This is a genomic window from Microbispora sp. GKU 823 (genome assembly GCF_002027145.1).
Lineage (GTDB): Bacteria > Actinomycetota > Actinomycetes > Streptosporangiales > Streptosporangiaceae > Microbispora > Microbispora siamensis.
Genome location: NZ_MWJN01000102.1, coordinates 1 through 12,755, shown reverse-complemented (window position 1 = coordinate 12,755; position 12,755 = coordinate 1). Strand labels below are relative to the sequence as shown.

Sequence of the window (12,755 nt, the reverse complement as noted above, 5' to 3'; positions counted from 1 at the left end):
GCGGCCGGCGCCCCGGCAAACACGTCGAGATCGGATTCACAACGATGACCACAGCGAGCATCCCGGCAGCGGGCGGCAGGCGGCGGCAGCCGACGAAACTGCGGCGCGCCGTGCGGCGCAACGTCACCGCCTACGGCTTCCTGTGCGGCGCTCTGATCTGTTTCGCGTTCTTCTCCTGGTATCCGATGGTCCGGGAGGTCATCCTCAGCTTCCAGAAGACCAACTTCGTGGATCCACCCAAATGGGTGGGGCTGGAGAACTTCCGCACCGTCGTCAACGATCCCGCGTTCGGGCCGGCCTGGGTCAACACCGCGGTGTTCACCCTGCTCGCCCTGCTGTGCGGCTACGGGATCCCCTTCGTCACCGCGATCGTCCTGAACGAGCTGCGGCACGCCCGCGCCTACCTGCGCTTCGTGGTCTACCTGCCGGTCATGCTGCCGCCCGCGGTGAGCGTCCTGCTGTTCCAGTGGTTCTACAACCCCGACTACGGGCTGTTCAACCAGGTCCTGGACCTGTTCCACCTGCCCGGCCTGCAGTGGCTCAACTCGACGAGCACCGCGCTGATCTCGCTGGTCATCGTCTCCACCTGGATGAACATGGGCAGCGGCACGCTGATCTACCTCGCCGCCCTGCAGACGATCCCGAGCGAGCTGTACGAGGCCGCGGAACTCGACGGCGCCGGCCTGTTCAAGCGGATCTGGCACGTCACGATCCCGCAGACCAAGCTGATCCTGCTGGTGATGCTGCTGCTGCAGATCGTGGCGACCATGCAGGTCTTCATCGAGCCCTATCTGCTCACCGGCGGCGGCCCCGAGAACGCCACGGTCAGCGTCGTCTACCTCATGTACCAGTACGCCTTCAACTTCGGCAATCTCAACGCGGGCAACGCGCTCGGCCTGATGCTCATGATCGTGCTCATGGTGTTCTCCGCGATCTACCTGCGCGTCTCGCGCGACAACACGGTGTGAGGGGAGCGACCATGTCCAACATCACCGTCATGCCCGACCGCTCGGCCGGGACGCCGGCCACCTCCGCCCGGCACGAGCGCCGCGGGCAGCGGCGGCCCCGCAAGCCGATCAACACGCAGTTCCGCACCGCCGTCTCGCCGCACCAGCTCAACACGACCCGTGGCCGGATCATCTACTGGATCGTGCTGGTGATCGTGGTGGTGAGCTTCACCGCCGCGTTCGTCTTCCCGCTCTACTGGATGATCACCGGTGCGATGAAGTCCACCGAGGAACTCAACGCGATCCCGCCGACCTTCCTGCCGTCGCACTTCTCCCTGGACGGCTACCTGCAGGCGTGGGATCTGCTCGGCCTCGGCACGCTGCTCGGCAACACGGCCCTGTACGCCGGGGGCGCCTGGCTGCTGACGCTCGCGGTGGACGTCTCGGCGGCGTACGCCCTGTCGAAGCTCCGCCCGGCGCTCGGCAAGGTCGTCCTGGCCCTGATGCTGTCGACGCTGATGATCCCGCCCATGGTCATCATGCTCCCGGCGTACCTCACGGTGAAGGACGTGCCGTTCTTCCACTGGAACCTGCTGAACACGCCGTGGGCGATCTGGCTGCCGGCCGCGGCCAACGGCTTCAACGTCTTCCTGCTCAAGCGGTTCTTCGACTCGATCCCGAGGGAACTGCTCGAAGCCGCCGAGATCGACGGCGCGTCGCCGGGCCGCATCCTGTGGTCGGTGGTGATCCCGATCTCCCGGCCCATCCTCGGCGTCGTCTCCATCCTCACCGTCGTCAACGTCTGGCGCGACTTCGTCTGGCCGCTGCTGGTCCTGCCGGACAGCGACAAGATGTCGGTGAGCATCGGCATCGCCTCGCTCTCCTCGCAGATGCCGCAGAACGTGCTGGTCGCCTCCCTGGTGATCGCGAGCATCCCGACCATCGTCGTGTTCTTCCTGTTCCAGCGGCACATCATGGCCGGTCTCACCGCCGGCAGCCTCAAGGGCTGACGCCCCGATCTGTCGCCTTCACCCGTAAGGAGTTGTATTCAGCATGCCCGGCAACACCTCGACCCCCGATTGGTGGCGCGGGGCCGCGATCTACCAGGTCTACCTGCGCAGCTTCGCCGACGGGAACGGCGACGGGACGGGTGACCTGGCGGGGCTGCGGTCACGCCTGCCGTACCTGGCGGATCTCGGCGTCGACGCCATCTGGCTGAACCCGTGGTATCCCTCTCCCATGGCCGACGGCGGCTACGACGTCGCCGACTACCGCAGCATCGAGCCGGTCTTCGGCACCCTGGCCGAGGCGGAGAAGCTGATCGAGGAAGCCCACGGCCTGGGCATCCGTACGATCGTCGACGTCGTCCCCAACCACGCGTCCGACCAGCACGCATGGTTCCAGGAGGCGCTGGCGGCCGGTCCCGGTTCGGAGGCCCGGGAGCGGTTCTGGTTCCGCCCCGGCGTCGGCGACGGCCCGCCCAACGGCTGGCAGTCGATCTTCGGCGGCCCGGCGTGGACGCAGGTGCCGGACGGCGAGTGGTACCTCCACCTGTTCGCCCCCGAGCAGCCCGACTTCAACTGGAACAACCCGGCCGTACGCGAGGAGTTCCTCGACGTGCTGCGGTTCTGGTTCGACCGGGGCGTGGACGGCGTACGCATCGACTCCGCGGCCGTCCTCGTCAAGGACCTCGACAGCGTGGAGGAGTCCTACACCGACCACGACGGGGTCCACGAGATCTACCGCGAGTGGCGGCGGGTGTCCGACTCCTACGGCGGGCGGATCCTCATCGGCGAGGTGTGGCTGCCCGACCAGGAGCGGTTCGCCAACTACCTGCGCCCCGACGAGCTCCACACCGCGTTCAACTTCGACTTCCTGTCGAGTGCGTGGGAGCCGGCCGCCCTGCGCGCCAGCATCGACCTGACCCTCGCCACCCACGTGCCGATCGGCGCGCCCGCGACCTGGGTGCTGTCCAACCACGACGTCGCCCGTCCGGTCACCCGCTATGGCCGGGCCGTCACGTCCTGGGACAACGCGGAACGCCGGGACGGCATGCCGTCCGACCTGGAGCTCGGCCGCCGCCGGGCGCGGGCGGCCGCGCTGCTCGCGATGGCGCTGCCCGGGAGCGTCTACGTCTACCAGGGGGAGGAGCTCGGCCTGAACGAGGTCGAGGACATCCCCGAGGAGCTCATCGACGATCCGATGTGGGAACGCTCCGGCCACACGGTCCGCGGTCGCGACGGCTGCCGGGTGCCGCTGCCGTGGTCGGGCACCGAGCCGCCCTTCGGCTACAGCACGGGCGAGCCCTGGCTGCCGCAGCCGGCCGGCTGGCGCGACCTCACCGTGGAGGCTCAGGAGGCCGACCCCGGCTCGATGCTCTGTCTCTACCGCTCGGCCCTGCGCCTGCGCCGGGAACTGCTCGGTGACGGCACGCTGACCTGGCTGCCGTACGGGGACGAGGTGATCGCGTTCCGCCGCGATTCCGGCCTGGTCTGCCTGGTCAACCTCGGCGCCGAGCCGGTCGCGCTCCCGGAGACGGGTTCGGTGCTGCTGGCCAGCGGCCCTCTCGACGGCGGCCTGCTCCCGTCCGACACCGCGGTCTGGGTCAGGGAGGACCGATGAGGATTCTGCTGGCGGCGGCCCTGGCCGCCACCGGGCTCGCGGTCTTACAGACGCCCGCGTCCGCCTCGGTGAAGGCCCCCGTCGTGACGCGGGCCGCCCTCGACCCGGCACTCGTGTCCGGGCGCGGCGCCGATGTCGACTTCGCCGAGCAGGAGGCGGAGAACGCCGCCACGAACGGCACGGTCATCGGCCCCGGCCGCGACGCGTACACGCTGCCCGCGGAGGCATCCGGCCGCAAGGCGGTCAAGCTGACCCCCGGGCAGTACGTCGAGTTCACGCTGCCCAAGGCGGCGAACGCGATCACCGTGCGGTACAGCGTCCCGGACGCTCCCGGGGGCGGCGGCATCACCGCGCCGCTCGACGTCGCGGTCAACGGCCACAAACGCGCCACCATGACCCTCACGTCGCAGTACGCCTGGCTCTACAACCAGTATCCGTTCTCGAACGATCCGAACGCCGGGCTGCTGCACCCCGACTGGTGGATCACCGAGTGCTCCTGTGTGCCGAACGCCACCACGCCGGCTCCGGAGATCACCAAGCCGTTCCGCCCGAACCACTTCTACGACGAGCAGCGCCTCCTGCTCGGCCGTACGTACCGGGCGGGCGACACCGTACGGCTGACGGTCCCGGCCGGAAGCAACGCGGCGTGGACGGTCGTCGACCTGCTCGACTCGCACCTCGTCGGCCCGCCGCGCGTCGAGGTCGTCGCGGCGAACGTGCTGGCCTTCGGCGCCGACCCCACCGGCAGGCGCGACTCGGCCGGGGCGATCGACAAGGCCGTCGCCTTCGCCAAGCGGGCGCACCTGAAGGTCTACATCCCGCCGGGCACCTACCAGGTGAACCGCCACATCGTGGTGGACGACGTGACGATCACGGGCGCCGGAAGCTGGTACACGATCATCAAGGGCCGTCAGGTCGACCTGGACACCCCGGCCCCCGACGGCTCGGTGCACACCGGTGTCGGCTTCTACGGCAAGGACGCCTCGGCGGGGGGCAGCCGCAACGTCCACCTGTCCGGCTTCGCCATCGAGGGCGACGTTCGCGAGCGGATCGACACCGACCAGGTCAACGGCGTCGGCGGCGCGATGAGCGACTCGACCATCGACGGGCTCTACATCCGCCACACCAAGGTCGGCATGTGGTTCGACGGCCCGATGCGCAACATCAAGATCACTAACAATGTGATCGTCGACCAGATCGCGGACGGGCTCAACTTCCACACCGGCGTGACGGGCTCCGTCGTGTCGAACAACTTCTTCCGCAACACCGGGGACGACGCGCTCGCGATGTGGTCCGACAAGACCGCCGACGCGGGCAACACGTTCGACCACAACACGATCCAGACGCCCGTGCTGGCCAACGGCATCGCGATCTACGGTGGCACGGACAACACGGTCGCGAACAACCTGATCGCCGACCCGATCAGGGAGGGCAGCGCCATCCAGGTCGGCTCCCGGTTCGGCGCCGAGCCGTTCGCCGGCAAGCTCCGCATCACCGGCAACACGACCGTACGGGCCGGCACGTTCGAGCTGAACTGGAAGATCGGCCTGGGGGCCATCTGGTTCTACGCCCTGGAAAAGGACATCGACGCTGACATCGAGGTCAGCGGCGACCACTACCTGGACAGCACGTACAACGCGATCATGCTGGTCAGCGAGTGGTCGGTGAAGGACCTGTACGCGATCCCGAAGGTCCGCTTCAAGGACATCCGGGTCGACGGCACTGGCACCTCCGTGCTCAGCGCCCGCGTGAAGGGCACGGCGTCCTTCGAGAACGTGGACGCCCGCAACGTCGGCGCGGTGGGCGTCAACAACTGCGGGTCCTTCAACTTCCCGCCCACCGGGTCGGAGTTCTCCCTGACCGACCTCGGCGGCAACGACGGCGGCTGGCTCGCTCCCTGGATGCTGCCCAACACCATCACCTGCGACGACCGCCCCCCGGTCGTCCCCCCACCCCGCCCCGTCTCCCTGGTGACCCTGCCGTAGGTCGCCTGACCCGCGGTCCGTGCGGGCGTGAACGACATAAGAAGGGCTTCCCCGGCCCCGGCCGGGGAAGCCCTTATGTGATTCCATACGCACGTCAGGGGGCGTCGAAGCGGCCCGCTTTCACTTCCTGGACGAATGCCTGCCATTCCTCCGCGGTGAAGGAAAGGATGGGACCGTCCTCTCCGCGTTTTCCATCGCGAACGTCGACCCGACCGTCCCGAAAGGCCACTTCCACGCAGTTGCCTCCGTTACAGGGAGTGATCCAGCCGGAGCCTTCCGACGTCGGTTGCATCATGCGCGCTGCCTCCCGGGGCGATCGCCGATCTCACACAAGATCTCGCGCCATGATGATTGTAGCTTTTTACGTAGAGTCAATCCATCTGGTCGGGATGGTGCTTTTGTGAGTTATGTGGCAGGAGGTGTGTGTCGAACAGACCCGCCTTCACCTCCTGGAGGAATTGCTCCCACTGCTCTCGCCGTATCTCCAGAATGCGGCCCTCGGCGTCCTTGGTGTCGCGCATTCCGATCACGTCGGCGGAGAGCGTGGCTACGGCGACGCAGTTGCCGTTGTTGCAGCGACTGGCCGTACGCCATAGGGGCTCGTCAGAGCCCCGTCCCTGAGACTTCATCGTCTCCCATGCCTTCTGTTTCGTGTCTACGAGGGGAATTGCTCTTCACAGATCCGAGCGATGCGTGCCACGGATTCTTGTGGGTGCAGCGCCGCCGCTCGCAGGTAATCAATCGTTTCCTTGTAGGGCACGAGCTGGGAGGGTTTCTCCAGGTACTCCATGGTCGTCAGGCCTTCGATGAAAACCACGGCCGGCGTGCTGGGATCGGGTATCTCCAGGAACGCGAAGGAGTTGTCCAGCCCCATGTACGCGCCCACCGAGAACGGGATCACCTGCACCACGACATTGGGCCGCCGGGCGACCTCGATGATGTCGAGAAGTTGCTGGCGCATCACCTGCACGCCGCCGACGTTCCGGTGCAGCGCCGCTTCGTCGATGAGTGTCCAGTAATGCGGCGCATCCTGCCTGCGTAACAGCTCCTTGCGCTTCATACGAGCGAGCACCCGGCTGTTGAGGATGTTGTCCTCGATGCGCGGAAGCATGCCTCTGATCAAGGCCCGGGCGTAGTCCTCCGTCTGCAGCAGGCCCGGGAGGAAGCAGCACTGGAACTCGGTGATGCGGGATGCCCCGGACTCCAGTTCGACGTACGGATACGCCGCCTCGTCCCCCAGGTTGCCCAGTTCCTGACGCAGGCCGGGCTCTTTCGCCTCGCGAGCCAACGTCATGAGGGCCTCGATCTGCGCCTCGTCCGTGACCTGGTAGATACGGCACAGATCGCGCACGTCTCTGAGACTCGCGCCGCGCTGCCCGGTCTCGAGCCGCGATATCTTCGCGATCGACACCATGAGTTCGTTGGCGACCTCTTCGATGGTCATGCCACGGGCGAGACGAAGTTCTCTCAGTGTGCCGGCGAGCCGGCGACGTCGCAGGGTCGGGTTGGAACTGACCACTGACGTTCACCTCTTCCTGGCCTCGGCTCCACGTCACGTGGCGTAGTCCCTGTAGAGAGGGCACTGATCATATACCCCCGCAACGGAGTCTGACGGCAACTCCCTTTGGCAATATCCGATAGCTCTTGCCAAAGAGGGTCGAGGTCAAGGGCGGGAGCAGCGCGCACGGTCTCAACGTGTCGCCCGGCGCCACCGGAGCGGCGCACCCGATCGACAGAAGACGGAAGGCCAGTGCCACTGGCAATTGCCAAAGGAGGGTTGCCAAAGTCAAGAAGCGGGAATAGTACGCATAAGCCTCAACGTGGCGGCTGGACAGCCAGTTCCGGAGGGAGGCGATGCGAACCGGGGGCCTCGTCTTCCGGCCCCTTTTCGTCTAGACGCGCTGCTGGGCCGATGGTGGCACATCGACCCAGCGGAGAGACCATCCGACCCGCTGCTCGGCGAAGGAATGATCCCATGGGATACAACCATCAGAACACCCGTAATCGTCCACCAATCGGATTACGGATGCGCATCGTCGGTCTCGTGTGGAAGCTCAGCGGCGAGGCGTTCGCGGAGATCGATGCGTTCGCGTGGGTGCAGCGCTGGGAGATCCGGCGCACCTGGCACACCCACACCTACCGCGACACGCGGTTCGACGCTCTCACCGCCTGCAAGGTCTGCTCGGCGAAGGGGCGGTGCCCTACGGGGCTGCCGTGCCGGCGATGCCGGGGGACCGGGCGGGTCAACCTGCTCGAACCGCCCGCCTCCCGCAGGCCCGAGCGGCCCTCGGGCGGCCGGGCATGAGGCACCCCGTCAGGCGGAACCCGCACCTGGTCCTGCGTTTCATCGAGCGGGAGACCTCTCCCGTCGCGCGGCCGGGACCGCTGGTGGTGCTGTGGAGATGGCGTTACGAGGCGACGCTGCTGGTGGGAGGGCCGGTGGTCGTGGTCGTCGCCGTGCGGACGGCGGGCCCGGCCGTCACGATCGTCACCGGCTCTCTGGTCTGCCTGCTCGTCCTGCTGTGGCCGCAGGCCCGCCGGGAGGTGGCGGGCCGCTTCTGGTGCGTGGTGACGCCCCACCGCGTACGGAAGGCCTGCGCCGAGGCGTTGATCGTCAACCGGCGGGGCAAGCTGCCCGTGATCCTCCGTACGAGGCCGGAGCCGTTCGGCGAGCGCCTGTGGGTGTGGTGCAGGGCGGGGACCAGCCCGGGCGACCTCGAACGGGCCCGGGACATGATCGCCGCCGCGTGCTGGCTGGCCCACGGGGTGCGGATCACCAGGGACCCGCACCGGACGTCGCTCGTCATCGTGGACGTGCTGCGGCGCGCCGGCCGCCCGGTTCCCCAGGAGCCGGCGGAAACGGGGGAGCGGACGCTGACCCGGTTCCGGCCCTGACGAGGAGAAGGACGGGCCCGCGGAGAGGTCAGGCAGGGGGCTTCTCGGCGGCGGGGACGGCAGACAGTTCGACCGTGCAGAACGCGCAGCGCCGGGCGTCGACGGGGATGTCCGACAGGCACTCGGGGCACTTCTTCTCGGTGGCCTCCTTCTTGGTGTCGAAGAGGCTCAGGAAGCGGGTCATCGGCAGGACGACCAGCCAGTAGACCACGGCGGCGACGATCAGGAACGTCAGCAGATGATTGATGAAGTCGCCGTACTTGAACACCACGCCGTTGACGGTGAACTTGTAGCTGGAGAAGTCGGGCTGTTTCCCGCCGGTGACGGCCGCGATCAGGGGGGTGATCAGGTCCTGTACGAGAGCCTGGATGAGCCCGCTGAACGTCGCGCCCACGACCACGGCGACGGCGAGCTCCACCAGGTTGCCCCGCATGAGGAACTTCTTGAATCCGCTCATGGGGCAACGACCTATCCGGTTTTGCCTTCTCTATGCAAGGGCGTGACCCGGACGGGATACCCGAAAAGATCAATACGGGGAAGGAGAGGAAGTTGCCGGAGCGATCGGAAAGCCTCGCCGACGAGCCTTTCGGTGGCCGTTATCCGACCAGCCATGAACGGATGACAGGGCTGCCGTGGGACGCGTCGTACCACGACGGTCCCGCGCCTTGGGACATCGGACGGCCGCAGCCGGCGATAGTGCGTCTGGCATCGGAAGGCGGATTCGCCGGCGCGGTTCTCGACGCGGGCTGCGGGACCGGGGAGAACGCTCTTCACGTCGCCTCGCTGGGATTGCCGGTTCTGGGCGTCGACGTGGCCGAGACGGCACTGGCGATCGCCCGGGCGAAGGCCGGCCACCGTGGGATCGAGGCCGAGTTCGCCGCGGCCGACGCCCTCCGTTTGGAGCGTCTGGGGCGCAGGTTCGAGACCGTGCTGGACTGCGGGCTGTTCCACACCTTCGACGGCGACGAGCGCTCCGGATACGTGAGGAGTCTGGCGTCGGTGACCGAACACGGTGGCACCCTGTACGTGCTGTGCTTCAGCGACGACGGTCCCGATACCGGCCCGCACCCCGTCAGCCGGGAAGAGCTCAGAGCGGCGTTCGCTCCCGGCGACGAATGGAGTGTCATGGCCATCGAGCCGGACCGGATCCAGACGAGATTTCACGATGACGGCGCACCGGCGTGGCTCGCGACGATCAGGCGGATCTGAACGCCGGCCGGGGGCTGGGCGTCGTCGGCCGGCCCCACGGCAGTAGAAGATAATTTCGGTCGCGAGCTGAACGCTTAACGGACGCGTTCGGACTTTCGGTCCTGACCGAACTCAACAGAGGGTTGTTCTGGGAGCGCTCCCACTTCAGGTGTCGCTGGCCTCGGTCAGCGCGGCTTCGACCCGGTCGAGCGCGGCCAGCAGTTCCCCCTTCAGCGTGAGCGGCAGCCGTCCCTCCTGATACCTGACCTCGATCTTGGTACGTACTGTGGACAGCCCCTGACCGTTGCCGACGGCGTTGCGCAGCACCTGCTTGAGGTCGAGCGCGACGTCGTCGTCGATGTCGTGGGTGGCCTCCGCGCCGTCCACGAGCAGGTTGAACTGCCTGATCGCGGTGTCGACCCGCAGCGGCGCGGCCGTGGTGGCCAGGGGCAGCGGCGCCACGTCGGACTTGCGGGTGGCCGAGGTCTTCGGCCGCCTGACGGTGTCCCCGGCGTGCCGGTCCTTCTTGACGACCTTGACGCTGACCGAGGGGGAGGGGTGCCGGGCCGGCGCGGCGGTGCGTACGGGATCCGCGACGGGCGCGACCGTGTGCCGGGGTTCGGCGGCGGCTCGACCTGCGGCGGCGGCGAGGCGGTGGCCTGCGCGTACGCGGGCGACGGGCTGGGCAGGACGGTGATGGCGCCGACCTCCGGGCCGTGGGTCTGGGTGAACCAGAGGATGCCGCCCAGGGCCGCGGCCCCGACGGCGGCGGCGCCCCAGCCGGCCCCGCGTGGCCCTGGCGGCTTCTTCACGGCGGTCAGCGCGGCGGCGACCGCGCGTGCGCTCGGCCGGTCCACGGGGTCGGGGCGACAGGCAGCGCCGGCGACAGGTCGGCGACCTCCTGCGGCAGGCCCGGCACCCCTTCGGGCGCCGGCGGGGGTCCCTCCCGCCGTGCTGCCTCGATCGCCTCCCAGGTCTTCTCCGGGTAGGGCAGGGCGCCCGTGAGCATCTCGAACAGCAGCACGCCGAGCGCGTAGACGTCCACGGCCGGGTCGGCCGTCGTCCCCTTCAGCCGCTCCGGCGCGACGTACGGCGGTGTGCCGAAGTCGGCGACGAGCTGGTCGTCGGCCTCGCCGATGAACGCGGCGATGCCGAAGTCGAGCAGCTTGGGCCCGTCTTCGGCGAGCAGCACGTTCTCCGGGGTGACGTCCCGGTGGACGATGCCCCGGTCGTGGGCCGCCGCCAGCACCTTCGCCAGCCCGGCGGCGATCTCCACCGCCTCGGCCCAGGGCAGCGGGCCCTCGACGACCCGGTCGGCCAGCGACCGGCCCTCCAGCAGGCGCATGACCACGAAGGACGCCAGCCTGCCGCCGTTCGTGACCGTCTCGCCGTAGTCGTAGACCTCGATCGCGTCCGGGTGGATCAGCCGGGCGGTGGCCCTGGCCTCCCGGCGCATGAGTTCCCGCCCGGGATTGTCGTCGTCGAGCGAGCCGTCCAGCACCTTGATCGCGACCATGCGCTGGAGTGACTGGTCGAAGGCACGCCAAATGACCGACATCCCGCCCGTCGCTATCCGCTCCTGGAGCAGATAACGACGGGTCAGGACGTCGCCTTCTCGAAGCTCAGGCCGATTCACGAACCACCAGTTCCGTGGGCAGCACCGGATTGCCCTTGGGATTGTCCCCGTCCCCGAGTGTCATGAGAAGCAGTCGTGCGGCGAGCGTGGCCATTTCCTCGACGGGCTGCCTGACCGTGGTCAGCGTCGGCGAGGTGTGCCTGGCCACGGGCGCGTCGTCGTATCCGATGACGGCCACGTCGTCCGGCACCTTCCGCCCGGCGCGGCGTAGCGTCTGCATCGCCCCGGCCGCCATCACGTCCGACGCCGCGAACACTGCGTCGAGGTGCGGCGCCCGTTGCAGCAGCCACTGCATGGCGTGCGCGCCCGACGCGTGGGTGAAGTCGCCGTACGCCACGGGCATGTCGAGCACACCGGCGTCGCGGAGCGTCTGCCGGAAGCCCTCCAGCCGGTCGCGGGCGGCCGGCAGGGTCGGCGGCCCGGCGATGGTGGCGATGTGCTTGCGGTTGTTGAGCAGCAGGTGCTCGGCCGCCTGCCGTCCGCCGTCACGGTTGTCCATGTCGACGAACGGGAGATCGATGCCGTCTGGCGGCCGCCCGGCACAGCGCACCGGGACGCCCGAGGCCGCCAGCGTGACCGCGAGGGGGTGCCGCGCGCGTGCCCCGATCAGAAGGACGCCGTCGACGGCGCCCGCGACCAGCGGCGGTGCGGCGATGGAGGCGGTCGCAGGGGTCGCGGTCATCACGACCATCGGGACCCCGTGCGTCGTCAGCACCTCCTCGCAGGCGGACAGGAGCCTGGCGTAGAACGGCTCGGTGAAAAGGCGTGGACTGTGCTCGCAGACGACCGCGGCGATGATCTGCTCGGCCCGCCGGCCCGCGGATCCCCTGGGGGCGCGGCGCCGTACGTAGCCCAGACGCGACATCGCGTCATGGACTTGTCGGCGGGTCGACGTGGTCACGCGTACCGAGCCGGTCAGGACCCGGGAAGCTGTTGCCGGGGAGACGCCGGCTGCGGCGGCTACCTCTGCGAGGGTGGGAAGATCGGCCATCCGGTCTCCTCGGCCCGAAGGTTCACACGGCTTGGGAGCGCTCCCAAGCGAAAGTATCACTGTTTCGCTCGTGTCAACAGAGGTTTCCTCGGTGTGAAACCTTTCGTAGAGTTTCGCTGCCCTTTGGCACAGTTGGAGGCTAGAGCACAGGGGTGATCCAGGGAAGCGAATGGGAATTTTGACACGCAATGCCCAGCTTGTCCGTTAATCACCGTAAATATGCCGAAACGCCGTACGAGGGCGGCCGGAGCCGCCGACCGGCGGTAGGGTCCTGCGGCAAGGGATCACGGACGGACCCGATCGCACCCGGCCCCGGCGGCCGTCGCGTCCGTCCCCGAGCCAGAACCGGAAAGGCCCTCCAGTGACGACCACTATCCGCCGGCTCCCCGCTGTGACGGCTCGTGTGACGGCCGCGTTACCGAGCGCGTTAACGGGAGTGCTCGCGACGGCCCTGCTCGCCGGATGCGGCGCGCCGGACCTGGCGGGCGAGG

14 protein-coding genes are annotated in these 12,755 nt (G+C 68.4%); 7 read left to right on the top strand and 7 right to left on the bottom strand.

The annotated features are described in order from the left end of the window. Positions 1-44 precede the first annotated feature (44 nt). Genes B1L11_RS35790 through B1L11_RS35775 form a run of 4 tightly spaced genes read left to right on the top strand, consistent with a single transcriptional unit; the run spans position 45 to position 5,554 of the window. Positions 45-968 (top strand): carbohydrate ABC transporter permease, encoded by a 924-nt coding sequence (locus B1L11_RS35790; protein ID WP_079319735.1) that lies wholly within the window; start codon positions 45-47, stop codon positions 966-968. 11 nt (positions 969-979) lie between these two features. Further along, positions 980-1,957: a carbohydrate ABC transporter permease gene (locus B1L11_RS35785; protein WP_079319734.1), complete on the top strand. Its 978-nt coding sequence runs from the start codon at positions 980-982 to the stop codon at positions 1,955-1,957. A gap of 43 nt (positions 1,958-2,000) precedes the next feature. Continuing rightward, the gene (locus B1L11_RS35780; protein ID WP_079319733.1) at positions 2,001-3,569 is read left to right on the top strand and encodes a glycoside hydrolase family 13 protein; all 1,569 of its coding nucleotides are present in this window, start codon (positions 2,001-2,003) and stop codon (positions 3,567-3,569) included. After that, positions 3,566-5,554, top strand: coding sequence for a glycosyl hydrolase family 28-related protein (locus tag B1L11_RS35775; RefSeq protein ID WP_079319732.1), 1,989 nt, complete (start codon positions 3,566-3,568; stop codon positions 5,552-5,554). The genes B1L11_RS35780 and B1L11_RS35775 overlap by 4 nt, the downstream gene beginning before the upstream one ends. Before the next feature lie 94 nt (positions 5,555-5,648). On the opposite strand, the gene B1L11_RS35770 is transcribed toward B1L11_RS35775, so the two are convergent. The 3 genes from B1L11_RS35770 to B1L11_RS35760 form a co-directional block, all read right to left on the bottom strand. Then, on the bottom strand, positions 5,649-5,846 hold the full coding sequence (locus B1L11_RS35770; protein WP_306291751.1) for a DUF397 domain-containing protein: 198 nt from the start codon (positions 5,844-5,846) through the stop codon (positions 5,649-5,651). A 79-nt stretch (positions 5,847-5,925) separates the two neighbouring features. Continuing rightward, positions 5,926-6,183, bottom strand: coding sequence for a DUF397 domain-containing protein (locus B1L11_RS35765; protein ID WP_079319730.1), 258 nt, complete (start codon positions 6,181-6,183; stop codon positions 5,926-5,928). Between the two features lie 26 nt (positions 6,184-6,209). Beyond that, a complete protein-coding gene (locus B1L11_RS35760; protein ID WP_079319729.1) occupies positions 6,210-7,073 on the bottom strand; it encodes a helix-turn-helix transcriptional regulator in 864 nt (287 codons plus the stop codon). A gap of 507 nt (positions 7,074-7,580) precedes the next feature. Here B1L11_RS35760 and B1L11_RS35755 point away from each other — a divergent pair. Continuing rightward, positions 7,581-7,859, top strand: coding sequence for a hypothetical protein (locus B1L11_RS35755; protein ID WP_079319728.1), 279 nt, complete (start codon positions 7,581-7,583; stop codon positions 7,857-7,859). After that, positions 7,856-8,449: a hypothetical protein gene (locus B1L11_RS35750; RefSeq protein ID WP_079319727.1), complete on the top strand. Its 594-nt coding sequence runs from the start codon at positions 7,856-7,858 to the stop codon at positions 8,447-8,449. The genes B1L11_RS35755 and B1L11_RS35750 overlap by 4 nt, the downstream gene beginning before the upstream one ends. A 28-nt stretch (positions 8,450-8,477) precedes the next feature. On the opposite strand, the gene mscL is transcribed toward B1L11_RS35750, so the two are convergent. Continuing rightward, positions 8,478-8,906, bottom strand: coding sequence for a large conductance mechanosensitive channel protein MscL (gene mscL, locus B1L11_RS35745; RefSeq protein ID WP_079319726.1), 429 nt, complete (start codon positions 8,904-8,906; stop codon positions 8,478-8,480). Between the two features lie 92 nt (positions 8,907-8,998). Here mscL and B1L11_RS35740 point away from each other — a divergent pair, with 92 nt between their 5' ends. Continuing rightward, positions 8,999-9,658: a class I SAM-dependent methyltransferase gene (locus tag B1L11_RS35740; RefSeq protein WP_218671520.1), complete on the top strand. Its 660-nt coding sequence runs from the start codon at positions 8,999-9,001 to the stop codon at positions 9,656-9,658. A 144-nt stretch (positions 9,659-9,802) separates the two neighbouring features. Here the strand turns inward: B1L11_RS35740 and B1L11_RS35735 are convergent, their stop codons facing one another. From B1L11_RS35735 to B1L11_RS35725, 3 genes are all read right to left on the bottom strand, one after another. After that, positions 9,803-10,099 carry a hypothetical protein gene (locus B1L11_RS35735; RefSeq protein ID WP_079319724.1) on the bottom strand — a complete coding sequence of 99 codons (297 nt, stop codon included), beginning with the start codon at positions 10,097-10,099 and terminating at the stop codon, positions 9,803-9,805. A 355-nt stretch (positions 10,100-10,454) separates the two neighbouring features. Beyond that, positions 10,455-11,273, bottom strand: coding sequence for a serine/threonine-protein kinase (locus B1L11_RS35730; RefSeq protein WP_179155476.1), 819 nt, complete (start codon positions 11,271-11,273; stop codon positions 10,455-10,457). After that, entirely contained in the window at positions 11,260-12,264 is a 1,005-nt protein-coding gene (locus B1L11_RS35725; protein WP_030510556.1) for a LacI family DNA-binding transcriptional regulator, read from the bottom strand. The genes B1L11_RS35730 and B1L11_RS35725 overlap by 14 nt, the downstream gene beginning before the upstream one ends. Positions 12,265-12,755: the final 491 nt, after the last annotated feature.

Excerpts from the sequence above, each read along its gene's own strand:
- B1L11_RS35790 (WP_079319735.1), top strand. The coding sequence starts at position 45 with ATGACCACAGCGAGCATCCCGGCAGCGGGCGGCAGGCGGCGGCAGCCG.
- B1L11_RS35770 (WP_306291751.1), bottom strand. The coding sequence starts at position 5,846 with ATGCAACCGACGTCGGAAGGCTCCGGCTGGATCACTCCCTGTAACGGA.
- B1L11_RS35750 (WP_079319727.1), top strand. The coding sequence starts at position 7,856 with ATGAGGCACCCCGTCAGGCGGAACCCGCACCTGGTCCTGCGTTTCATC.
- B1L11_RS35780 (WP_079319733.1), top strand. The coding sequence starts at position 2,001 with ATGCCCGGCAACACCTCGACCCCCGATTGGTGGCGCGGGGCCGCGATC.
- B1L11_RS35725 (WP_030510556.1), bottom strand. The coding sequence starts at position 12,264 with ATGGCCGATCTTCCCACCCTCGCAGAGGTAGCCGCCGCAGCCGGCGTC.
- B1L11_RS35775 (WP_079319732.1), top strand. The coding sequence starts at position 3,566 with ATGAGGATTCTGCTGGCGGCGGCCCTGGCCGCCACCGGGCTCGCGGTC.
- B1L11_RS35785 (WP_079319734.1), top strand. The coding sequence starts at position 980 with ATGTCCAACATCACCGTCATGCCCGACCGCTCGGCCGGGACGCCGGCC.
- B1L11_RS35755 (WP_079319728.1), top strand. The coding sequence starts at position 7,581 with ATGCGCATCGTCGGTCTCGTGTGGAAGCTCAGCGGCGAGGCGTTCGCG.
- B1L11_RS35765 (WP_079319730.1), bottom strand. The coding sequence starts at position 6,183 with ATGAAGTCTCAGGGACGGGGCTCTGACGAGCCCCTATGGCGTACGGCC.
- mscL (WP_079319726.1), bottom strand. The coding sequence starts at position 8,906 with ATGAGCGGATTCAAGAAGTTCCTCATGCGGGGCAACCTGGTGGAGCTC.